The sequence below is a fragment of the Actinoplanes sp. KI2 genome (assembly GCF_025630775.1).
In the GTDB taxonomy this organism is placed as follows: Bacteria; Actinomycetota; Actinomycetes; order Mycobacteriales; family Micromonosporaceae; genus Actinoplanes.
Genome location: NZ_JAOSZE010000033.1, coordinates 80255 through 102550, shown reverse-complemented (window position 1 = coordinate 102550; position 22296 = coordinate 80255). Strand labels below are relative to the sequence as shown.

Genomic DNA, 22296 nt, shown 5'->3' with positions numbered 1-22296 from the left:
TAGTCGCGGGACGTAACCGGCACCCAAGGACAGTCCGGGAAGACCGTGCGACCGGAAGGCGGTGGACGTGACAACGCACCTAGGAGCCCGATGGGCCCAAGCCGGTGCGTTACTGGCGGTTGTCGTCGGCGGCCTGGCCGTCGCACCCGCGGTGGCGCTGGCCGACCCACCTCGCGTGCAGATCACCGGACTGCCGACCGATGTGGTATCCGGCGGCCAGGTGACGATGCAGTACACGGTGCGCACGGTCGGTGGCAACGGGAACGACACGGTCCCGGTCACGATCGAGATCGACAGCGGCGACATGAGGTGCAACAGCGGCTGCGGTCAGATCTCCACGATCACCGGCCAGGACAAGACCTTCACGGCGCAGTTGACCGCGCCGACGGTCGAGGCCGGCGCGACCAAGAGCATCAACATCACCGTCCGCGCGACCGTCCAGGGCGAGAACCCGGGTGAGAAAAGCGCCTCGGTCAACGTGAAGGGTCCGGACAAGCCGCAGACCGTCACGTCGGTCTCCGGCAAGGTCCGCGACCAGGACAACAAGCCGATTCCGGGCGCGGACGTCGCGATGAAGGACGACGCCGGCCACTCGTACTCGACGACCACGAACGGCTCCGGCGGGTACTCGTTCAACTCCTCGGACTCGCAGCCGATCACGCCCGGCAACGTCTCGGTGGGCGCCCGGAAGGACGGCTACGCCACCGCCACGGCGTCGGTCCAAGCCTCGGCGGGCAAGAGCGTCACCGTATCGCTGATCCTGAAGCCGGTGGCGGCCACCGCGACGGCCACCCCGTCGGCGACGGTGTCGGCCGCCGCCAGCCTCGAGGCGACCGACGACCCGGCCACCGACGACCCGACCACCGGCGACACCGCGGCGGCCGACACCACCACCAAGACGGCCCCGGCCAGCCAGAGCAGCAGCTTCAGCTCGAAGCTGCTGCTCATCCTCGGCGGCCTGCTGGTGGCCGGCGGCGTGGGCGCGATCGTGCTGGTCCTGATGCGACGCAAGAACGGCGGCAACGGGCCGGACGACGACCCGACCGCGATGGGCGGCGGTGGTGGCATGGTGCCGCCGAGCCAGGGCCGGTTCAACGACGCGACCCGGGTGGCTTCGCCGATGGGCGCGGGTGCGAGCCCGACGATGGTGACGTCGCGACCCGATGCGTCCTCGATGTCCGACGCGCCGACCATGCTTCACCGGCCGGTCGAGGACGAGTTCCCCGACCCGTACGGCGCACCGGTCCCGCGGCAGGGCGGCGGCAACCAGTACGGCGGCGGCTGGGACGACCCGCAGCCCGCGTACGGCGGCGGCACGCAGCAGTACGGCGGCGGCAACCAGTACGGGGAGCCCACCCAGTACGAGGAGCCCGCCCAGTACGGCCGCGGGCAGGACCAGGGCTACGGCGGCGGCACCTACGGCGCGGCGGCGGCCCCGGCCGGCGGCGGCCAGTACGGCGGCGGCACCCAGCGGTACGACGAGCCCACCGGCATGTACCGGCCGGAGGCCGACCAGGGCGGCTACGACGAGTACGACCAGCGCGGCGGCCAGTACGGCGGCAACGGCGGCCAGCAGTACGGCGGCGGCCAGTACGGCGGCGGCACCGGTCAGTACGACGGCGGCCAGCAGTACGGCGGGGGCCAGTACGGCGGCAACGGTGGCTACGACCAGGACGGTTACGACCAGGACGGCTACGGCGACCAGCGCGGCGGTTACGGTTCCGGCGGCGGCGGTGCCTACGGCGGCGGCCAGTACGACCAGGGCGGCTACGACCAGGGCGGCGCTTACGGTGGCGGCCAGCAGTACGGTGGCGGCCAGCAGTACGGCGGCGGCAGCTACGACCAGGGCGGTTACGACCAGGGCGGCTACGACGACCAGCGGGGCGGCTACAACGAGCAGCCGAGCCGCCGCGGTCAGGCCCAGCCGTCGCACCCCGGCCAGCGCCGTTCGTCCGACTGGGACGGCTAGAAACCGGTAGCAGTGCAGATCGGCCCCGCGTCTGACGATGCGGGGCCGATCTGCTTTACCAAAGAACGACGAAAGCCGGTCAGCGTGGACGCTGACCGGCTTTACCGTCGGTTGTGGATCAGTCTTCGGACGACCCGCCGGGCGGGGTGCCCTCCTGCTCGGAGATCTCCAGCTCGACGGAGAGCGGCGCGGCCGCCGACCCGCCGTCCGCGTCGACCGGCGCCGCCGCCTCGACTGCCGACGCCGCCGAAGTCGCGGACACGGCCGGCGACACCGCCGGCGCCGCGACACCACGGTCGCCGGACGCGGTCGACGGGTCGGCCACGTGCTCCGGGTCGCCGATCCGGCCGGCGATCTCCGCCGTGCCGCCGAACAGCCGCGGCAGCGTCGACGACCAGGCCTCGCGCAGCTCCGGCAGCGGAATGCTGAACTCGTCCCGCACCTCGAGCACGGCGTCCCGGGTGGTCATGCCGATCGGCGTGCACGGCACGCCGTACTCGGCGGCGAGCGCCACGAACGCCTTGTCGCGCCCGCGGGGCACCGCGACCAGCGCCCGGCCGGCCGACTCGCTGAACAGGTAGACGAACGAGGTGGTGCCATCGTCGGGCAGCGCGATCCGGGCGCCGACGTCGTGCCGCAGACAGCTCTCGACCAGCGCCTGGGCGAGACCGCCGTCGGAGAGGTCGTGCGCGGCGCTGACGTGCCCGACCTGCGAGGCCCGCGACATCAGCGCGCCGAGCCGCTGCTCGCGCGCCAGGTCGACCTTGGGCGGCCGGCCGCCGAGATGGCCGTGGGTGACCCACGCCCACTCCGAGCCGGACAGCTCGCAGGCCGTCTCGCCGAGCAGGAAGATCTGGTCGCCGTCGCCGGTCAGCTTCGCGAAGCCCATCGGGATCCGCCGGGACACGTCGTCGAAGACGCCGAGCACGCCGACCACCGGGGTCGGGTGGATCGCCGCCGCGCCGGTCTGGTTGTAGAAGCTGACGTTGCCGCCGGTCACCGGGGTGCCCAGCTGCTGGCAACCGTCGGCGAGACCGCGGACGGCCTCGGCGAACTGCCACATCACGGCCGGGTCCTCGGGCGAGCCGAAGTTCAGGCAGTCGGTGACCGCCACCGGCTCGGCGCCGGTGACCGCCACGTTCCGGAACGCCTCCGCCAGCGCGAGCCGAGCCCCCTCGTACGGGTCGAGCCGCGCGAACCGCCCGTTGCCGTCCACCGACAGCGCCACGCCGAGACCGGTGCGCTCGTCGATGCGCAGCACGCCGGAGTCCTCGGGCTGGGCCAGCACGGTGTTGCCGAGCACGTACCGGTCGTACTGCTCGGTGACCCAGGTCTTGTCGCAGAGGTTCGGCGAGCCGACCATCCGCAGCACCGTCTCGCGCAGTTCGTCCCCGTTGACCGGCCGCGGCAGCGTCTCGGCCTTGTCGGCCTGCAGCAGTATCAGGTCGGCGGGCTCGCGGATCGGCCGGGCGTAGACCGGGCCGTCGTCGGCGAGCGAGCCGGGCGGCACGTCCACCACGACGTGCTCGTTCCAGCTGATCACCAGACGGCCGGGCGAGCCGTCCGCCTCGGCCGGGGTGACCTCGCCGATCGCGGTGGCCCAGACGCCCCACTTCTCGGCGACGGCCAGCACGGCCGGCAGGTTCTCCGGGGTGACGATCAGGAGCATCCGCTCCTGCGACTCGCTGGCCAGGATCTCGGTGGGCGACATCGAGGCCTCGCGCAGCGGCACCCGCTCGAGCCAGACCCGCATGCCGGTGCCGGCCGCGGCCGCGGTCTCGGTGAGCGCGCAGGTCAGGCCGGCGCCGCCGAGGTCCTGGATGCCGGCGACCAGGCCGGCGTCGTACAGCTCGAGGCAGCTCTCGATCAGCAGCTTCTCCATGAACGGGTCGCCGACCTGCACCGACGGGCGGCGCTGCTCGGCCTCCTCGTCGAAGGTCGCGGAGGCCAGCACGGAGACGCCGCCGATGCCGTCCCGACCCGTACGCGCGCCGAGGAGAACCACGACGTTGCCGACGCCCGCGGCCTCCTTGTGCTGCAGGCGGGCGACCGGCAGCACGCCGATGCTCAGCGCGTTGACCAGCGGGTTGCCCTGATAGGTCGGGTCGAAGACGATCTCGCCGCCGATGTTCGGCAGGCCCAGGCAGTTGCCGTAGCCGCCGATGCCGGCCACCACGCCGGGCAGCACCCGAGCGGTGTCCGGGTGGTCGGCCGCGCCGAACCGCAGCGGGTCCATGACCGCGATCGGCCGGGCACCCATGGCGAGGATGTCGCGCACGATGCCGCCGACGCCGGTCGCCGCGCCCTGGTACGGCTCGACGAAGCTCGGATGGTTGTGCGACTCCACCTTGAAGGTCACCGCGAGATCGTCGGAGATCTGCACGACGCCGGCGTTCTCGCCGATGCCGGCCAGCATCCGGGTGTTCGGCGGCGCCTTCTCACCGAACTGCCGCAGGTGCACCTTGCTCGACTTGTACGAGCAGTGCTCGCTCCACATGATCGAGTACATCGCCAGCTCGGAGGCGGTCGGCCGCCGCCCGAGGATCTGCCGGATCCGCTCATACTCGTCGTCCTTGAGGCCGAGCTCGGTGTGCGGCTGTAGCTCGTCCGCCGTGCTCAGCGCCCGCTGAACCGTGTCTGGCCCGCCATCGAACTCGTTGACGAGCACATCGGTCGCGGCGAAGCCGGTTGATTTTTCCGGCTGCGTCGTCATTCTTACTGTCCCCCTGCGTCCTGTCCGCCCGCGGACGCCCCGGCCAGGGCACGCAGGACGGAGGTGAAGAAGCCGAGGCCGTCCAGCGACGGGCCGGTCAGCTCCTCCACCGCGTGTTCCGGGTGCGGCATGATGCCGACGACGTTGCCGGCCTCATTGGTGATCGCGGCGATGTCGCGCTGCGAGCCGTTCGGGTTGCCGCGGATGTAGCGGGCGACGACCCGGCCCTCGGCCTCGAGCGCGTCCAGGGTCCGCTCGTCGGCGACGTAGCAGCCCTCGCCGTTCTTCACCGGGATCACCAGTTCTTGGCCCGGGGTGAAGCCGTTGGTCCAGGCGGTGCCGGTGGACTCGACGCGCAGGTGCTGGTCGCGGTTGCGGAAGTGCAGGTGCTGGTTGCGGGTGAGCGCGCCGGGAAGCAGGTGCGCCTCGCAGAGAATCTGGAAGCCGTTGCAGATGCCGAGCACCGGCAGGCCGCCGCGGGCCGCGTCGATGATCGACTCCATGGCCGGGGCGAACCGGGCGATCGCGCCGCAGCGCAGGTAGTCGCCGTAGGAGAAGCCGCCGGGCAGCACCACGGCATCGACGCCGTGCAGGTCGGGTTCGCCGTGCCAGAGGCGGACGGCCTCGGCGCCGGCGATGCGCGCGGCGCGGGCCGCGTCCCCGTCGTCGAGCGAGCCAGGGAAGGTGACCACACCGATGCGCATGGTCAGGCGACCTCGGCCGCAGCGGTGTCGAGCCGGACGGTGAAGTCCTCGATCACGGGGTTGGCGAGCAGCTTGTCCGCGATCTCGCGGGCGCGCTCGAGATCGGCCTCGCCGGCGAACTCGATCTCGATCCGCCGGCCGATGCGGACGGAGGCGACATCGGAGACACCGAGCCGGGGCAGCGCGTTGGCCACCGCCTGGCCCTGCGGATCGAGGATTTCCGGCTTCAGCATGACGTCGACCACGACGCGAGCCACGGGCACTCCTGACTGATAGGTGTAAGCACGGGCAGCCTACCTTGTGAAGCCCGTGACGGACCCATCGGCCGGTGTCGGCGACGCGACGTCAGCGGCGCTGAGCAGGCAATCTCGGAGGTGATCTCGACCACGCGGTCGATGGAAGCTTCAACTGAAGGCCGGGTCATCACACGGTGATATGGGCGATCCGAGGTGTTGGCGGAGGGCGCGCGGCCGCCTACGGTCGTGACATCGATCTCCGGAAAGGCCGGCGACGGCGCCCCCGCTGTCGCCGGTCCGGAGGATTCGAGCGAGTTCCGCCGAGGCGCGACGTGAGGGTCGAGCTCCGCCGCGCCTCGGCGGCGCGATCACGGAGCGCAGCTGTCGAGAGCGGCGCGATCACAGAGCGCCGCTATCGAGAGCCGCGCGATCACAGAGCGCCGCTATCGAGAGCCGCGCCATCACAGAGCGCCGCTATCGAGAGCCGCGCGATCAGAGGATGGGCGCGGGCGCGTACCGCGCGGCCCCGGGATGCGCCGCCACGATCGCCGCGACCCGGTCGGCCACCGCGCGCACCTGCGAGGGCGCCGCCCCCACGAAGGCCGCCCGGTCCGCTACCAGCGTGTCGATCTCCGCCCTGCTCAGCCGCAGCCGCCCGTCGGTGGCCAGCCGGTCGAAGAGGTCGTTGACCGCCGCGCCCTTCTCCCGCATGGCGAGCGCCACCGCCACGGCGTGCTCCTTGATCACCTCATGCGCCGTCTCCCGCCCGACGCCCTTGCGGACGGCGGCCACCAGGATCTTGGTGGTGGCCAGGAACGGCAGGAACCGGTCGAGCTCGCGGGCGATCACCGCGGGGTAGGCGCCGAACTCGTCGAGCACCGTGAGGAACGTCTGGAACAGGCCGTCGGCGGCGAAGAACGCGTCCGGCAGCGCGACCCGGCGCACCACCGAGCAGGAGACGTCGCCCTCGTTCCACTGGTCGCCGGCCAGCTCGCCGACCATCGAGAGGTAGCCGCGAACGATCACGGCGAGCCCGTTGACCCGCTCGGACGAGCGCGTGTTCATCTTGTGCGGCATCGCCGACGAGCCCACCTGGCCCGGCTTGAAACCCTCGGTGACCAGCTCCTGCCCGACCATCAGCCGGATCGTGGTGGCCAGCGACGACGGCCCGGCGACCACCTGGGCGAGGGCCGCGACCACGTCGAAGTCGAGCGAGCGCGGGTAGACCTGGCCGACGCTGCTGAGCACCCGGTTGAAGCCGAGGTGGCCGGCCACCCGCTGCTCCAGCGTGGCGAGCGCCTCGAAGTCGCCGTCGAGCAGGTCGAGCAGGTCGGCGGCGGTGCCGACCGGGCCCTTGATCCCGCGGAGCGGGTAGCGCCCGATCAGGTCGTCCAGCCGCTCGTACGCGATCAGCAGCTCCTCCGCCGCCGAGGCGAACCGCTTGCCGAGCGTGGTGGCCTGCGCCGCCACGTTGTGCGACCGGCCGGTCAGCACGAGATCCGAATACTCCACCGCGCGCTCGGCCAGCCGGGCCAGCGCGCTCACCACCCGCTCACGGATCAGCTCGAGCGACGCCCGGATCTGCAACTGCTCCACGTTCTCGGTGAGGTCACGTGAGGTCATCCCCTTATGGATCTGCTCGAAGCCGGCGAGCGCGCCGAACTCCTCGATCCGTGCCTTCACGTCGTGCCGGGTGACCCGCTCGCGGGCCGCGATCGAGGCCAGGTCGACCCGGTCGAGCACCGCCTCGTACGCCTCGATCGCACCCTCGGGCACCGCGACGCCCAGATCGCGCTGGGCGCGCAGCACGGCGAGCCAGAGCCGCCGCTCCATCCGGATCTTCTCCTCCGGGGACCAGAGGGCGGTGAGCTCGGCGGAGGCGTATCGGGCGGCCAGTACGTTCGGGATCGTCACGCGAGCGATTCTTCCACGGCCCGCTCCGGCAGCTTGTGCCGCAGCGTGCGCACGTCCCGGCTGCTCAGCATGGCAACGACCGAGATCATCATGAGCACGCCGGCGCCGATCAGCGTCGCCTCCTGCCCAGCCACCTGCGCGATCGGCCCGACCGCCACCTCGCCGATCGGGATCGCCACGAACGACCCGACCATGTCGTACGAGTAGACCCGGGCCAGCTTCTCGGGCGGCACGTGCTCCTGCATCGTGGTGTCCCACGCGACGCTGAACTGCTCGAGCCCCAGTCCCGCCACGAGCCCACCCGCGATCAGCAGCCAGACGTGCGGATACAGGCCGAGCAGCAGGAGCGGGACGCCGAACGGCAGCAGGCATACCGTGCCGAAGAAGAGCAGGCGCCGCATCCGCAGCCGCATCGCCACCAGGCCGCCGACGATCATCCCGGCGGTCTGCGCGGCCAGCACGAAGCCCCATGCCTGGCGTCCGAAGGTCTGGTCGGCGACCACCGGCCCGAGCACCAGGAACGCACCCCAGCCCAGGTTGCCCAGAGCCGCGCCGGCCACAACCACCCACAGCCAGGTCCGCGAGCGGAACTCCGACCACCCGGCCCGCAGGTCGGCGAGGACGTTCGGTCGCGGTGGCGCGCTGGGTTGCGCTTCCCCATCCGGTACGCCGAGGGCCACCTCGGGCGCACCAAGAGCGGCCGCCTCGGACACCAGTCCGGGCTCTCCCAGGCTTTCCGCCGGCCCGCCCGGCCGCACGGCGACGGCCGCACCCAGACCGGCGAAGCAGACCGCCGCGAGCGCGAACGTCGCCGCGTCCACCGCGATGCCCACGCCCGGTCCGACCGCCGCCACCACGATGCCGGCCACCGGCGCGCCGAGGACCGCGGCGCCGTTCAGGAAGATCCGGACGAGGGCGTTGGCCTGCTGCCGTACGTCGGCGGGCACGGTCTGCGGCACCACCGAGGCGCTCGCCGGCTGGGCCAGCGCGGCCACCATGCCGTTGATCGCCGCGAGCCCGACCAGCAGCGGGATCGTCGCGGCGTGGGTCAGCACCAGCCCGGCCACGACGCCCTGGGTGAGCGCCGCCGCCACGCTCGAGCCGATCATCAGCAGGCTCTTCGGCATCCGGTCGGCGAGCACGCCCCCGAAGAGCAGGAAGGCCACGTTGACCAGGGTGCGGGCGCCGACCACGAAGCCCAGGTCGGTGGCCGAACCGGTGAGGTCGAGGACGGCGAAGGCGAGCGCGATCGGCGCGAACGCGTTGCCGAGCGCGTTGACCGCCCGCCCGGCCAGCAGATAGCGGAACCCCCGGTACCGCAGCGGCGCGAGGGCGCTCATGCCTCATCCCCCATGGGAAACATCGCAGCCGTCGTGCTCGTGCGGATCGTGCCCGGCGTACGCGGCGGCCGGGCGACCCGGTGCAGCTCAAGCAACGCGTCGCCGACCCGTTGCCGCAGCTCCGCCCACTTCTCCGGGTCGACCCACAGCTCCGCGTCGACGAGCAGCTTGGGACCGGCCGAAAAGCTCGCGTGCCGGGTACGGCGGATCAGCTCGTGGGCCAGTGCGGCGTACTCGATCCGCACCTGCTCGTCGGGCTTGGGGCCGCGCCTGCTCTGCTGATCGAGATCGTGTCCCGCGTCGTAGCGATAACGCTTGGCGACGCCGCCGCGAATCTTTTCCTCGCCATCGATCAGGATCAGGCCGCCGGCGAGCAGGTTGCGCAGGTGATAGCTGGCGTTCGCGTGGGTCAGCCCGAGCTCGCGGGCCACCTCGGCCGCGGTCATCGGCGCGGCCGTCAGCAGCGACATCATCCGCAGGCGGAGCGGATGAGCCATGGCACGCAGCGCGGCCGTCGACTCCGCCTCGCGCCCATCCCCCAAAGACATATTTGGGAGTCTAGAGATCCGCGTGCCGACTGTCCAACATTCATTTGGGAGTGGCACACTGCACGATGAAGCGGCATTGTCGCTAGGGTTACTGACGAGTAGGTACAGCGTAGATACCGAAAGGTCCACCGATGACTGATTTCAACCCCGAGTCGCTCTCCTCGATCGGCCCGAAGGAGTTCGCTCAGCTCGTCAAGACGACGCCGGACTCGCAGATCGCCGAGGTCATGTCCGGCGACGCGCGCACGAAGATCCTCGACGAGGTCTTCAACCGGATGCCTACCCTGTTCCGCGCCGAGAAGGCCGGCGGCACCTCGGCCGTCATCCACTGGATCATCTCGGGCGCGGCCGACGGCGGCAGCGACACCTACGAGACCGTGATCGAGAACGGCGCCTGCACGGTCACCAACCAGCCGGCCCGCGACCCCAAGCTCGCCATGACCATGGACGCGGTCACGTTCCTCAAGATCGTCTCGGGCGACGGCAACCCGATGATGATGTTCATGACCGGCAAGATCAAGGCAAAGGGCGACCTCGGCCTGGCCGCCAACGTGGCCAAGCTCTTCGACATCCCGAAGGCCTGAGGCGTTCGCTGCGGGGCCGTCCACGTCGGACGGCCCTTTCGCGTCTCCGCGTCCCACGTTTCAGAGCAGGCCGTGGTCGCGCGCGTAGATCGCGGCCTGGGTGCGATCGCGCAGGCCGAGCCGGCCGAGGATGTGCGACACGTGGTTCTTCACGGTGCCCTCGCTCACGAACAGCTCCCGCGCGATCTCCCGGTTCGTCGCGCCCCGCGCGACCAGCCGCAACACGTCATGCTCCCGCTCGGTGAGGTCGAGCCGCGGCGGCTCGCCGCCACCCGGGACGTCCCGCTCGAGCACCGCGGCCAGCCGCCGGATCGCCGCCGTGTCGTGCTGGTCGACGCCCGCGTGCGCCAGCCGCACCGCCTGCGCCAACTCCCGGGCCGGCAGGTCCTTCAGGAGATAGCCGCCGGTACCGGCCCGCAGCGCACGCAGCACGTACTGCTCGTCGTCGAAGGTCGTCAGCATCAGCACCCGGCACCCCGGCAACCGTTCCCGCAGCGTCTCGGCCGCCTGCAGCCCGTCGAGCACCGGCATCCGCACGTCCATCAGCACCACGTCGGCGCCGCGGGCCACGGCGAGCTCGATCGCCTCCCGCCCGTCCGCCGCCGTGCCGACCACCTCGATACCCGGCTCGATCCCGAGCAGCGACGCGATCCCCTCCCGGATCAGCGCCTGATCGTCGGCCACCAGCACGCGAACCGGCCCGTCGCTCATCGCTCACCCGGGATGCTCGCGGTGACCCGGGTCCCGTGACCCGGCGTCGAGTCGACGAGAAAGGTCCCGCCCAGCGCGGCCAGCCGCTCCCGCATGCCGGCCAAGCCACTGCCGGCGCCGACCTCGCCGAGCGTGAAGCCACGCCCGTTGTCGCAGACCTCGAGCGTCGCCGCCGGCCCGAAACGCAGCGCCACCCGTACCAGGTCGGCGCCCGCGTGCCGGCGCGCGTTGGTCAGCGCCTCCTGCGCCACCCGGTAGAGCGCCTCCCGTTCCGGTCGCCCGTGCCCCGCCTCGCTGCCGCTGAACTCCAGCGACACCCGGAAGCCGGCGTCGTCGAGCCCGTCGGCGAGCGCGGCGATCGCGGTGGTGAGTCCGAACGGCGACGCGCGCAGGGTGCCCACCGACTCGCGTACCTCCTGAAGCGCCCGGCCCGCCGCCCGGCGTGCGTCGCCGACGGCGCGGTCGGCCACCGCCGGATCGCGCTCCCGGAAGGCCTCCGCCTTGGCCAGCTGCACGCTGATCGCGGTCAGGTGGTGGCCGACGCTGTCGTGGATGTCGCGGGCCAGCCGGTTGCGCTCGGTCGCCGCGCTCAGCTCGGCCACCCGCCCGGCATAGTCGGCCAGCCGGCGCTGCGACGCGCTCAGCTCGCCGACCAGCCGCTCGGCCCGTTCCCGGCTGCGTTGCTGCTCGGCCGCGACCGCCGCGGTCACCACCGACAGCAACATTCCGATGAAGAACATCAGCAGGTCCGAAACGATCTCCGGATCGGTCCACCAGGACGGCGTGAACGACGCTCGCACCACGCCCGCCACCAGATAGGCACCGGCCAGGCCGATGCTCCACCGCCGCCCGAGCGAGAAGTACGCGAAGAACGGCACCAGGACGTAGAGCACCCGGGCGAAGCCCGCCTTGTCGGTCGCGGTGGCCACCTCGAACAGCACCATCCGGACGATCAGCAGGCCGATCGCCCACCGCCGCTCGGTGGCGTGCCGCCGCGCCACCTGCTCGAGCCCGAGCAGGGCGATCAGCGTGGCCACGAAGACCATCAGCGCGGCGGTCGACCAGTCGGGCGCCAGGCCCGCGAGCGCGTAGTAGACCCCGGTGACCAGAACGGCGGCATAGAGCACCGAGGCCATCCACCGCAGCGGAACAACCATGTTCGCCAGGCTATGCGGGTGCCGGTGGCGAAGCCCAGGTCATCGACCGAAAGTCTGGCCAAAGGTCATGTGCCGTTATCGGGCAAAGTCGGCCGCCCGGCACTGTCGACGTGACCCGTCCGAAGGGGACGTTGTCGGCATGTCTGAGAGAACCCTCTACCGCCTCGCCGCCTGGGCCGGCCTGCTCGGCGCAGCGCTGACCCTCTTCGCCGCCACCCGTCGCGCCGGCCTGGTGCCGGAGAACCCGCTGACCCACGCCCTCGCCCCGCCCGCGTCGGCCCTGCTGCTGTTCACCCTGACCGCGCTCTACCTGCGCCAGCGTCGCGAGGCCGGCCGCCTCGGGCTGGCCGGCTACGTCCTCAACCAGTTGGGCCTGACCGGCCTGTTCGCGATCGAGTTCCTCACCCACGCCGTCTTGCAGTTCCAGGACGCCGCCACTCGCGAACAGACCCTGACCGGCCCCGGCCGCCCGTACTTCCTGGTGGTTGCCCTGGTCTTCCTGGTCGGCGTCCTGCTCTTCGGCGCCGCCTCGTGGCGCGCCGCGATCTTCCCGCGCCCGGCCGTGGCGCTCTACGTGCTCGGGCTGACCGCCGCAGCCCTGCGCACCTCGGTACCGGAGCCGATCTACCTGTCCGGCCTGGTGATCGGCTCCGTCGCGGTCGGATGGCTGTCCCTCGCCCTGCTGCGAGTCAGCGAGAACGAGAACGAGCTGGTCAGAGCGTGATCCGGCCCTCGACCGCGCCCAGCGCGATGTCCGTGCGGTACTGGGCGCCGTCGAGGCGTACGCCGTCGACCAGCGCGTAGGCAGCATCCCGGGCCGACGCCAGATCCGGGCCGGTCGCGGTCACGCTGAGCACCCGGCCGCCGGCCGAGATGAGGGCGCCGTCGGCGCGGCGGGCCGTCCCGGCATGGATCACCCCGGGCACCTCGGCGCCGGTGATGACGTCGCCGGTGCGGGGCGTGGCGGGGTAGTTCTTGCTGGCCACCACGACCGTGACCGCCGAGCCGTCGTGCCAGCGCAGCGGCGGGTGCTCGGCCAGCTTCCCGGTCGCCGCCGCCTGCAGCAGGCCGGCCAGCGGCGTCGCCAGCAGGGCCAGCACGACCTGGGTCTCCGGGTCGCCGAAGCGGGCGTTGAACTCGATGACCTTCGGCCCGTCGGGGGTGAGCGCCAGTCCGACGTAGAGCAACCCGGCGAACGGCGTGCCCCGTTTGCGCATCTCGGCCAGCGTCGGCTCGACCGTCTCGCGCATCACCCGCGGCACCAGGTCGGCCGGCGCCCACGGCAGCGGCGCGTACGCACCCATGCCGCCCGTGTTCGGCCCCTGGTCGTTGTCGGCGAGCCGCTTGAAGTCCTGGGCCGGCATCAGCGGCACCGCCGCCGTGCCGTCGGTGGCCACGAAGAGCGAGACCTCCGGACCCGACAAATACTCCTCGATCACGACTTTTCCGCAATCGGCGGCATGCCGGCGCGCCTCGTCCAGGGAGGTGGTGACCACCACACCCTTGCCGGCCGCGAGCCCGTCGTTCTTGACCACGTACGGCGCGCCGAGGTCGGCGAGCGCGCGGTCCACCGAGTCGGGATCGGTGCACGCGTACGAGCGAGCGGTCGGCACCCCGGCCGCCGCCATCACGTCCTTCGCGAACGCCTTCGACCCCTCGAGCTGCGCCGCCGCGCCGCTCGGCCCGAAGCAGGCGATCCCCTTGGCCCGCACCGCGTCGGCCACCCCGGCCACCAGTGGCGCCTCGGGACCGACCACGACCAGGTCGGCGGAGAGTTCGACGGCGAGCGCGGCCACCGCGGCCGGGTCGGTCGCCTCGACCGGGTAGAGGGTCGCGGCCTGCCCGATGCCCGGATTGCCGGGGGCGGCGGCGAGAAAGTCGACGGACGGGTCAGCGGCGAGGCCCACGGCGAGAGCGTGTTCCCGCCCGCCGGATCCGATCAGAAGTACGCGCACGTCCGCCGATCCTACCGGCGGCCTCCTTCCGCACGTCGCACCGCAGGTCGGTCGCGTAAACTTCGGCAGTACCCGGGCATCGCCGAGTACGCGGCGTGTACAGGAGAAGAAGTGCCGGTAATCGTGTTGGTCGGCGCCCAGTGGGGCGACGAGGGCAAGGGCAAGGCCACTGACCTGCTGGGCGATCGGCTCGACTACGTCGTCAAGTTCAACGGCGGCAACAACGCCGGCCACACGGTGGTGATCAACGGCGAGAAATACGCCCTCCACCTGCTCCCCAGCGGCATCCTGACCCCCGGCGTGACCCCGGTGATCGGCAACGGCGTGGTGGTCGACCTCGCGGTGCTGTTCCAGGAGATCGACGGCCTCGAGGCCCGCGGCATCGACACGTCCCGCCTGCGGATCAGCGCCAACGCGCACGTCATCCCGTCGTACAACCGCTCGCTCGACAAGGTCTCCGAGCGGTATCTCGGCGCTCGCCGGATCGGCACGACCGGCCGCGGCATCGGCCCGACCTACGCCGACAAGATGAACCGGATGGGCGTCCGCATCCAGGACCTCTTCGACGAGTCGATCCTCCGGCAGAAGGTGGAGGCCGCCCTCTCCTTCAAAAACCAGGTGCTGTCGAAGATCTACAACCGCCAGGCGGTGAAGCCCGAGGACGTGGTGAAGGAGCTGCTGTCGTACGTCGACCGCCTCCGCCCGTACGTCGGGGACACCGCGCTCGAGCTCACCGAGGCGCTCGACGCCGGCAAGGTCGTGCTGTGCGAGGCCGGCCAGGCCACGCTGCTGGATGTGGACCACGGCACGTACCCGTTCGTGACCAGCTCGAACGCGACGGCCGGCGGCGCCTGCACCGGCTCGGGCATCCCGCCGACCCGGATCGACCGGGTGGTCGCGGTGCTCAAGGCGTTCACCAGCCGGGTGGGCGAGGGCCCGTTCCCGACCGAGTTGCACGACAAGTTCGGCGACTACCTGCGCGAGGTCGGCCACGAGTACGGCACGACCACCGGCCGCCCGCGCCGGATCGGCTGGCTCGACCTGGTGATCGGCCGCTACGCACAACGGATCAACGGGGTCACCGACTTCGCGCTGACCAAGTTGGACAATTACGACGGACTGGACGAGATCCCGGTCTGCGTGGCCTACGACGTGAACGGCGTCCGGCACGACGAGATGCCGATCAATCAGACCGACTTCCATCACGCGATCCCGATCTACGAGACGCTCCCCGGCTGGAAACAGGACATCTCCGGCTGCCGTACGTTCGACGAGCTCCCGAAGGACGCGCAGCGCTTCGTCGAGTTCGTCGAGCAGCGGCTCGGCGCGCGGGTCTCGATCGTCGGCGTGGGCCCGGGCCGGGAGGCCGTCATCGAGCGCCACTCGGTGCTGGGCGACGCCTGATGTACGACGTCGTCATCCTGAGCCTGACCGAGGGCGCCGGCGACTCCTGCGGCGGCGGCTGCGGGGGCTGCGGCTCGTCCTGCGCGACCCCGCGCGTGCCGGTTCTCCAGTGCGCCGAGGCCCTCACCGCGCAGGGCGCGCGGGTCGAGACCGTCCTCGCCGGCTCCGACGCAGAGATCGACGCGGTCCTCGCCCGCTTCGACGGCGAGCCGCGCCCGGACGGCCTGACCTGGCCCGACCCGGACACCAAGGCCCGGCTGGTGGTCGCCACCGCGGTCGACGGCCAGTTGCGCGCCGTCCTGCGCCGGCTGGTTCGGCGGTACGCTCCGCCACCCAGCAAACGCCCGGCGGACCTCGCGGCCGATCGCACGGTGCCGGATCTCCCCGCGGTGGCCCTCCTGCCGCTCGACGTGTCGAACACCACCGACCTGGCGGCCCAGCTCGGCCTGCCGCGCACCCCGGCGGCGGTCGCCGCGGCGGTGCTCGCCGGCCAGGTTCGGCGCGTGGACCTGCTGCGCAACGACGCCGGCTCGGTGACCCTGGACGGCGCGCTGCTGGGCGGTGCGGACGACGACGGCCGCGCGGTGCCGTGGCGCGGCCGGGTGGAGGTGGACGACACGGTCCTCTCCGACGGCGAGGACCAGATCCTGGCCTGCGTGATCGGCAACGGCGGCGGCTACGCCGAGTTCGACGGCCTGCGGCTGCTGGCCGACGGCGACCCGACCGACGGCCGGGTCGAGGTGGCGGTGGCCGTGCCGAAAATCATCAAGCAGCGCTTCCGCGGGACGAAGGTTCAGGTGGAGGTGCGTCGCGCCCGCGGCCGCGCGGTCTCGGTGCGGCCTCGCGACGGCGAGGTGCAGTTCCTCGACGACGGCGTCGGCGGGTCGACCGGTCGCAAGCGCTCCTGGTGGACCGAGGCCGGGGCCTGGGCGGTGTACGCGACCTGACCTACTGTGCGAGTCTGAAGAAGTAGTACTGAAGTACGACAGTTCGGGGAGGGCCCATCCGTGGAGGACGAGCACGCCGACCGCGTCTACGTCCCAGGGACGAACCCCACGCCCCCCGACCGGGACGTGGAACCCCTGTGGGACCCCGACGAGGTCGAGGCGCCCGTGCACGGCCGGCCGGTAGCGGTCCCGCCGCGCCCGGTCCCGCCGCCCGTCCCGCAGGGCGTGCCCGGCAACCCGGGGGTGTATCGCCCGGATCGTCCGGTGCCGGCGCCCCCGCCGGCGGTGCCCCTGCCTCCGCCGGTGACGCACATCCCGGTACCGCGCCCGCCGATGGCGCCGCCGGCTCAGCCGTTCCCCACTCAGCCGCCACCGACCCAGCCGCCACCGACCCAGCCGCCACCGACCCAGCCGCCACCGACCCAGCCGCCACCGACCCAGCCGTGGCCCAACCTCGAGCGGCCGCCGACCCCGCAGCCGGCCGGCGAGCAGCCGCCGGTGGCGCACTCGGGCGGCAACGACGCTCCGGCCGCGCCCACCTCGGGCAGCGACGTACCAGCCGCCACCGCCTCCGGCGACAACGCACCAGCCGCGCCCACCACTGGCAACGGCGCGCAGACCGGCCCGGATTCGCCCTGGTCACAGCCGCCGCAGCGGCCCGCGACCGCCCCGCTCCCGCCGCCGGCCCGCGCGTCCGCCTCGGTCTCGGTCCCCGGCACGGTCCGCCCCGAGCAGCAGCCGCCTGCCCCGGCCCCGCACTCGCCGGCCGCCGAACCCTCGGAGGGCGCGATCTACCGCCCGGGTCCGCAGGGCGCCGCGCCGCCGGCCCAGGGCCCGGTGCCGCCTCACGGCTCGGTCCCGCCACCCCACGGCTCGGTCCCGCCACCCCACGGCTCGGTCCCGCCACCCCACGGCTCGGTCCCGCCACCCCACGGCTCGGTCCCGCCACCCCACGGCTCGGTCCCGCCACCCCACGGCTCGGTCCCGCCGCCCCACGGCTCGGTGCCGCCCCACGGTCCGGTGCCGCCCCACGGTCCGGTGCCGCCGCACGGTCCGGTCCCGCCGCAGGGCTCGGTGCCCCCGCCGCCGCAGATGCCGCCGCCGGCCCAGCACGCCCCCGCGCCGCCGCCCCCGCCCGGCCCGTACCCGCCGACCATGGACCCGCGCGCCCTCCCGCCGCAGGCTCAGCACGCCCCGGCGCCGCCGCAGCACCCGGCCCCGCCGCCGGTCGACCCGTTCCGGGACCTGCCCTGGATCTCCGACGGCACCCCCACGGCCGAGGAGTTCGCCCGCCGCCGCCTGGCCAAACCGGCCGAGCCGACCGCCTCGATGGGCGCCCGCGCGATCCTCAACAAGACCGCGATGGGCCTGGTCAAGCTCGCCCCGGGCAAGCGCGAGCAGGAGTACAAGCAGGACGTCGAGATGGTCCGCCGCAACTTCGGCGGGCTGCGCCAGGTGACCATCGTCAACCCGAAGGGCGGCGCCGGTAAGACCGTGGCGGTGCTGTTGCTGGCCATGACGTTCGGCCAGAAGCGCGGCGGTTACGTGCTGGCCTGGGACAACAACGAGACCCAGGGCACCCTCGGCATGCGCGCCCAGCAGGACTTCCACGCCCGTACCGTCCGCGACATGATGCGCGACCTGCATCTGTTCCGGGGTGCGCACGGCCGGGTCGGCGATCTCTCGCAGTACGTGCGGGCCCAGGGCGAGGGCATGTTCGACGTGCTCGCCTCGGACGAGTCCGCGATGTCCGGCGAGATGCTGACGGCCGGCGCGTTCGCCGAGATTCGCGAGATCGTCAGCCGATTCTACAAGCTGATCTTCGTGGACACCGGCAACAACGTGCGGGCGCAGAACTGGCAGGCCGCGATCGACGCCACCGACCAGCTGGTGATCACCATGTCGGCCCGTAACGACTCGGCCGAGACCGCCGCCCGGATGCTCGACCATCTCGAGCAGAGCGGTCGCCAGCGGCTGGTCCGCCAGGCCATCTCGGTGGTGACCATGCCGCCGACCCGCAAGGACATCGACCTGCCGGCGATCCAGCGACACTTCGCGGCGCGGACCCGGGCGGTGGTGATGGCGCCGTACGAGAAGCTGATCGACTCGGGCGAGCCGCTGCGCTACGGCCAACTGTCGGCCAACACCAAGGACGCCTGGCTGAAGATCGCCGCCGCGGTGGCCGAGGGGCTGTAGGCCCCTCGGCGGGCGGGAACGTCAGGTCAGGGCGTCGGCCGCGGCCGGATCGCTGTCCCGCAGGAACTGAGCGCAACGGGCCGCCTCGTCGGCCTCGCCGATCTCGGCAGCGGCCTGCGACAGGGTGTGCAGGCAGCGGAGAAAGCCCTGGTTGGGCACGTGCGACCAGGGCACCGGGCCGTGCCCCTTCCAGCCGTTGCGGCGCAGCGCGTCCAGGCCGCGGTGATATCCGGTACGGGCATAGGCGTAGGCGGCCACGGGGTCGCCGTCGGCGAGCGAGTCGGCGGCGAGGGCGGCCCAGCCCCCGCTGAATGCCGGGTGGGCGGCCGCGACCGCCTTGTAGGCCTCGGGGGTGCCGGTCTCGGCGGCCTTGGCCAGCGCGTTTTCAGCCTCGGCGTCGGCGGGCAGGAGCGTGGCCGGCGGCTCGGGAAGCAGATTCTGCATAACCTCATTCAACCGGGCACACCGCCATAGATTCCTGCCGGGGCCGACCTTCGCGATCGATCCAACTACCCTTCGTAGATGCCCGGAGATCCACTGCACCCCGTGGTCGGCGGGGAGTTCCCGTTCGACGCCAGCCCGCTCGAGATCGAGTCGCGCGCCGAGTTCGAGTCGCACCTGGTCAGGCGCTCGCTGGCCGATCTGGTGATCCTCGGGTTGCGGCTCGACATCGACCCGCCGGACTTCACCGGGGTGGACGTGCGCGGTGCGCTCTTCGTCGGCTGCCGGCTGGCGAGCGACGACGTGGAGATCGATCTGATCCGCCGCGGCGCACACCTGGTGCCGCCGTTCGACGCACGGCCCTACCCGACGCACCCGGCCTCCCTCTACACCCCCGCCGACCTGTCCTTCGGGTTCGCCCAGGACGGCTTCGCCGGGATGTACGACACGGTGGTCTACCAGCACTTTCTCGACCACGGCGGAGCCGGCCCGGACATCCGCGAGGCGCTCGCCCAGCGGCTGCACGACGCGGGCATCGACAACGCGCTCGGCAAGGCGTTGCGCGCCTGGGTGGCCAACCACGACGCCAAGGCCGCGGTCGGGATCATGGGCGGGCACGCGGCGCCGCGTGGCTCGGCGGCGTACCGGACCGCGGCGACGCTGGCCTGGCGGCTCTCCTCGGTGGGCCGGTTGATCGTGACCGGCGGCGGTCCGGGCGTGATGGAGGCGGCGAACCTCGGCGCGTACTTCGCGACCCGGCCGGCCAACCAGCTGACCGCGGCGATCGACCGGCTCTCGGCGGCGCCGCACTTCACCGACCACGAGCCGTACACGGCGGCGGCCCTGGCGGTCCGGGCGGCCTATCCGGCCCCGGCGACCGCGGTGTCCGACGTGGTGGGAAAGCTGCGGCACGGCGGCCTCGCGCTGCCCACCTGGCTGTACGGGCACGAGCCGGCCAATCTGTTCGCCGGCCAGATCGGCAAGTATTTCTCCAACGCCGTCCGCGAGGACTCGATCCTGCGGCTGTCCCGCGGGGGCATCGTCTTCGCTCCCGGCTGGGCCGGCACCGTCCAGGAGATCTTTCAGGCCGCCACGAAGACGTTCTACCAGACCGACGGGCCGTCGGGCGCGTTCGTCTTCCTCGGCGTCGACCATTGGCGTGACCTCCCGGTGGAGGCCCTGCTGCGCCCGCTGCTGGCCCGATCTCCGCACGGCGACCAGTCCCACCTGATCGTCGTCACCGACTCGCTCGACGTCGCGATGGCCGCGCTGTCGCAGTGACCGGCCCTGACCCACCCCACCGGGCGCTGACCCACCCCACCGGGCCCTGACCCACCCCACCCTCGTTGGGTGGGGCCGAGTCAACCAGCCGGGTCTGACATTCTCCGGCCACTGTCCACCGACGAAAGCCGGTCAGCGTCGGAACTCAGGCGATGTGTACCCGGCGCCAGCTCGTGGCGGGGAGGTCGGCCTCCGGCACGTCGGTGATGCCGTTCTCGTCCATCGCGTTGTAGATCGCGAGCCGGGCCCCCTCGAACAGGAACTCGATCGCATGCAGGATCCGCGGTCGCCACTGCGCCACCGTGACCAGCTCGATCACGTTGACCGCCTGGAGGATCCTGCCGCGGGCGCGGCGCAGCGCCGCGTTCGGATCGGGCCGCCAGTCGAAGTGCTCGTACCAGTCGATCGGCTCATTCAGATCGATCTGATCCCAGGTGATCGCGCACTCGTCGAACTTACGGTGCGTGATCTCGACGTGCGTGACTCCAAAGTCGAGGATCACCGGGCCGTCGGCGAACCAGCCACGCTCGGCCATGTCCCACATCAGCCAGCTTGATCGCAATTTACGCCCGATGAGCCGCACAAACCTGGTGCGGTGAACGGCCGCGAGGGCTTCCGCGTCGTGTTGCCACGCGGGCTCATAGCCCTCGATACCGAACACGATCATGATCCTCCGGGTTGGGAGGGACGATCGTACACATACCTGTGAGTAACCTGCCAAGAAGAACGCGGCCGGTCCCCGCTAAAGGGGCCGGCCGCGATCGAAGTACTACTTCGAGAGAGTGGTTCCGGTCGAGCGGAGGTTCTCGCATGCCTCGACGACGCGCTTGGCCAGACCGTTCTCGGCCAGCTTGCCCCAGGCGCGCGGGTCGTACGCCTTCTTGTTGCCGACCTCGCCGTCGATCTTCAGAACGCCGTCGTAGTTCTTGAACATGTGGTCGGCCACCGGACGGGTGAACGCGTACTGGGTGTCGGTGTCGATGTTCATCTTGACCACGCCGTAGTCCAGGGCGCCCTGGATCTCCGACAGCAGCGAGCCGGAGCCGCCGTGGAAGACCAGGTCGAACGGCTTCTCCTTGCCGTACTTGGCGCCGACCGCGTCCTGGATCTCCTTGAGGATCTCGGGGCGCAGCTTGACGTTGCCCGGCTTGTAGACGCCGTGCACGTTGCCGAAGGTCAGGGCGACCATGTACCGGCCCTTCTCGCCCAGGCCGAGCGCGGCGGCGGTGGCCAGGCCGTCCTCGACGGTCGAGTACAGCTTGTCGTCGATCGCGGCGGAGACGCCGTCCTCCTCGCCGCCGACGACACCGACCTCGATCTCGAGGATGATGTGCGCGGCCGCGGCGTCCCGGAGCAGCTCCTCGGCGATCTGCAGGTTCTCCTCCAGCGGCACGGCCGAGCCGTCCCACATGTGCGACTGGAACAGCGGCTCGCGGCCGTTCGCGACCCGCTCCTTGGAGATCGCGAGCAGCGGCCGGACGTACTTGTCCAGCTTGTCCTTCGGGCAGTGGTCGGTGTGCAGGGCCACGTTGATCGGGTAGTTCTTCGCGACCTCGTGGGCGAACTCGGCCAGCGCCACGGCACCGGTGACCATGTTCTTCACCGTGGGACCCGACACGTACTCGGCGCCGCCGGTGGAGATCTGGATGATCCCGTCGCTGCCGGCCTCGGTGAAGCCCTGCAGGGCCGCGTTGAGGGTCTGCGAGGACGTCACATTGATCGCCGGGTAGGCGAACGCGCCGGCCTTGGCGCGGTCGAGCATCTGGGCGTAGACCTCGGGAGAAGCGATGGGCATCGGTGCGCTCCTAGCTCAATTGCGTATCAAGACAGAGGGCAGGACCGCGCTGTCCTCCAGCAGGCAGTATTCCGCAGTCTGTCGGGGGAGGGGAAACCACCCCGAAACTTGCTCCCGGAACCCCTAGGGTCGATTGGGGCGCATGCTGGAGGGAACAAGCGTCGGAGGACGGCAAGAGGGGAGCGCAAGATGACATATCCGGAGAACATCGACCTGGAGACGCCCGAGGCAGATGCCGCCGAGCAGGCCACGAGCGCTCGCCTCGAGGACGACACGGACTCCGACACCGCGGCCGACACGACGGCGGCCCTGGATGACGAAACCCCGGAGTGGGACGCCCAGGAGCAGAGCCGGGTCGTGGAGCTGGAGGACGAGTACCGCTGACAAATCGCTCGCCGCAA

At 71.8% G+C, this 22296-nt stretch carries 20 protein-coding genes; 8 read left to right on the top strand and 12 right to left on the bottom strand.

Going from position 1 to position 22296, the window contains the following annotated elements:
- The first annotated feature begins 67 nt into the window (after positions 1-67).
- Positions 68-1969, top strand: coding sequence for a carboxypeptidase-like regulatory domain-containing protein (locus ODJ79_RS31575; protein ID WP_263027273.1), 1902 nt, complete (start codon positions 68-70; stop codon positions 1967-1969).
- Between the two features lie 118 nt (positions 1970-2087).
- On the opposite strand, the gene purL is transcribed toward ODJ79_RS31575, so the two are convergent.
- From purL to ODJ79_RS31545, 6 genes are all read right to left on the bottom strand, one after another.
- Entirely contained in the window at positions 2088-4682 is a 2595-nt protein-coding gene (purL, locus tag ODJ79_RS31570; RefSeq protein WP_263027272.1) for a phosphoribosylformylglycinamidine synthase subunit PurL, read from the bottom strand.
- A 2-nt stretch (positions 4683-4684) separates the two neighbouring features.
- The gene (gene purQ, locus ODJ79_RS31565; protein WP_263027302.1) at positions 4685-5392 is read right to left on the bottom strand and encodes a phosphoribosylformylglycinamidine synthase subunit PurQ; all 708 of its coding nucleotides are present in this window, start codon (positions 5390-5392) and stop codon (positions 4685-4687) included.
- Entirely contained in the window at positions 5389-5643 is a 255-nt protein-coding gene (gene purS, locus ODJ79_RS31560; protein WP_263027271.1) for a phosphoribosylformylglycinamidine synthase subunit PurS, read from the bottom strand. Before purS ends, purQ begins: the two co-directional genes overlap by 4 nt.
- Positions 5644-6114: 471 nt before the next feature.
- On the bottom strand, positions 6115-7536 hold the full coding sequence (gene purB / locus ODJ79_RS31555) for an adenylosuccinate lyase (protein WP_263027270.1): 1422 nt from the start codon (positions 7534-7536) through the stop codon (positions 6115-6117).
- Positions 7533-8876, bottom strand: coding sequence for an MFS transporter (locus tag ODJ79_RS31550; protein WP_263027269.1), 1344 nt, complete (start codon positions 8874-8876; stop codon positions 7533-7535). Before ODJ79_RS31550 ends, purB begins: the two co-directional genes overlap by 4 nt.
- Complete coding sequence (locus ODJ79_RS31545; RefSeq protein WP_263027268.1) at positions 8873-9424, bottom strand: ArsR/SmtB family transcription factor; 552 nt, start codon at positions 9422-9424, stop codon at positions 8873-8875. Before ODJ79_RS31545 ends, ODJ79_RS31550 begins: the two co-directional genes overlap by 4 nt.
- Before the next feature lie 131 nt (positions 9425-9555).
- Here ODJ79_RS31545 and ODJ79_RS31540 point away from each other — a divergent pair, with 131 nt between their 5' ends.
- Positions 9556-10008 (top strand): SCP2 sterol-binding domain-containing protein, encoded by a 453-nt coding sequence (locus ODJ79_RS31540; RefSeq protein ID WP_263027267.1) that lies wholly within the window; start codon positions 9556-9558, stop codon positions 10006-10008.
- 60 nt (positions 10009-10068) lie between these two features.
- On the opposite strand, the gene ODJ79_RS31535 is transcribed toward ODJ79_RS31540, so the two are convergent.
- Together ODJ79_RS31535 and ODJ79_RS31530 are read right to left on the bottom strand one after the other, a co-directional pair.
- A complete protein-coding gene (locus ODJ79_RS31535; RefSeq protein ID WP_263027266.1) occupies positions 10069-10719 on the bottom strand; it encodes a response regulator in 651 nt (216 codons plus the stop codon).
- Positions 10716-11876: a sensor histidine kinase gene (locus ODJ79_RS31530; protein WP_263027265.1), complete on the bottom strand. Its 1161-nt coding sequence runs from the start codon at positions 11874-11876 to the stop codon at positions 10716-10718. Before ODJ79_RS31530 ends, ODJ79_RS31535 begins: the two co-directional genes overlap by 4 nt.
- A 139-nt stretch (positions 11877-12015) precedes the next feature.
- On the opposite strand from ODJ79_RS31530, the gene ODJ79_RS31525 reads away from it, so the two are divergent.
- Complete coding sequence (locus ODJ79_RS31525; protein ID WP_263027264.1) at positions 12016-12600, top strand: hypothetical protein; 585 nt, start codon at positions 12016-12018, stop codon at positions 12598-12600.
- Here ODJ79_RS31525 and purD read toward each other — a convergent pair.
- A complete protein-coding gene (gene purD / locus ODJ79_RS31520; RefSeq protein ID WP_263027263.1) occupies positions 12590-13831 on the bottom strand; it encodes a phosphoribosylamine--glycine ligase in 1242 nt (413 codons plus the stop codon). The two genes, ODJ79_RS31525 and purD, sit on opposite strands and share 11 nt — an antisense overlap.
- A gap of 111 nt (positions 13832-13942) precedes the next feature.
- Here purD and ODJ79_RS31515 point away from each other — a divergent pair, with 111 nt between their 5' ends.
- From ODJ79_RS31515 to ODJ79_RS31505, 3 genes are all read left to right on the top strand, one after another.
- Positions 13943-15235, top strand: a complete 1293-nt coding sequence (locus tag ODJ79_RS31515; RefSeq protein WP_263027262.1) for an adenylosuccinate synthase — start codon at positions 13943-13945, stop codon at positions 15233-15235.
- A complete protein-coding gene (locus tag ODJ79_RS31510) occupies positions 15235-16182 on the top strand; it encodes a hypothetical protein (RefSeq protein ID WP_263027261.1) in 948 nt (315 codons plus the stop codon). The genes ODJ79_RS31515 and ODJ79_RS31510 overlap by 1 nt, the downstream gene beginning before the upstream one ends.
- Before the next feature lie 333 nt (positions 16183-16515).
- Entirely contained in the window at positions 16516-18378 is a 1863-nt protein-coding gene (locus ODJ79_RS31505) for a MinD/ParA family protein (RefSeq protein WP_411267388.1), read from the top strand.
- A gap of 21 nt (positions 18379-18399) precedes the next feature.
- On the opposite strand, the gene ODJ79_RS31500 is transcribed toward ODJ79_RS31505, so the two are convergent.
- Entirely contained in the window at positions 18400-18822 is a 423-nt protein-coding gene (locus ODJ79_RS31500) for a DUF3151 domain-containing protein (protein ID WP_263027259.1), read from the bottom strand.
- Between the two features lie 78 nt (positions 18823-18900).
- On the opposite strand from ODJ79_RS31500, the gene ODJ79_RS31495 reads away from it, so the two are divergent.
- Positions 18901-20100 carry an LOG family protein gene (locus ODJ79_RS31495; RefSeq protein WP_263027258.1) on the top strand — a complete coding sequence of 400 codons (1200 nt, stop codon included), beginning with the start codon at positions 18901-18903 and terminating at the stop codon, positions 20098-20100.
- 145 nt (positions 20101-20245) lie between these two features.
- Here the strand turns inward: ODJ79_RS31495 and ODJ79_RS31490 are convergent, their stop codons facing one another.
- Together ODJ79_RS31490 and fbaA are read right to left on the bottom strand one after the other, a co-directional pair.
- On the bottom strand, positions 20246-20767 hold the full coding sequence (locus ODJ79_RS31490) for a hypothetical protein (protein WP_263027257.1): 522 nt from the start codon (positions 20765-20767) through the stop codon (positions 20246-20248).
- Positions 20768-20869: 102 nt separating this feature from the next.
- The gene (fbaA, locus tag ODJ79_RS31485; RefSeq protein WP_263027256.1) at positions 20870-21895 is read right to left on the bottom strand and encodes a class II fructose-bisphosphate aldolase; all 1026 of its coding nucleotides are present in this window, start codon (positions 21893-21895) and stop codon (positions 20870-20872) included.
- Between the two features lie 189 nt (positions 21896-22084).
- On the opposite strand from fbaA, the gene ODJ79_RS31480 reads away from it, so the two are divergent.
- The gene (locus ODJ79_RS31480; RefSeq protein WP_263027255.1) at positions 22085-22279 is read left to right on the top strand and encodes a hypothetical protein; all 195 of its coding nucleotides are present in this window, start codon (positions 22085-22087) and stop codon (positions 22277-22279) included.
- Positions 22280-22296: the final 17 nt, after the last annotated feature.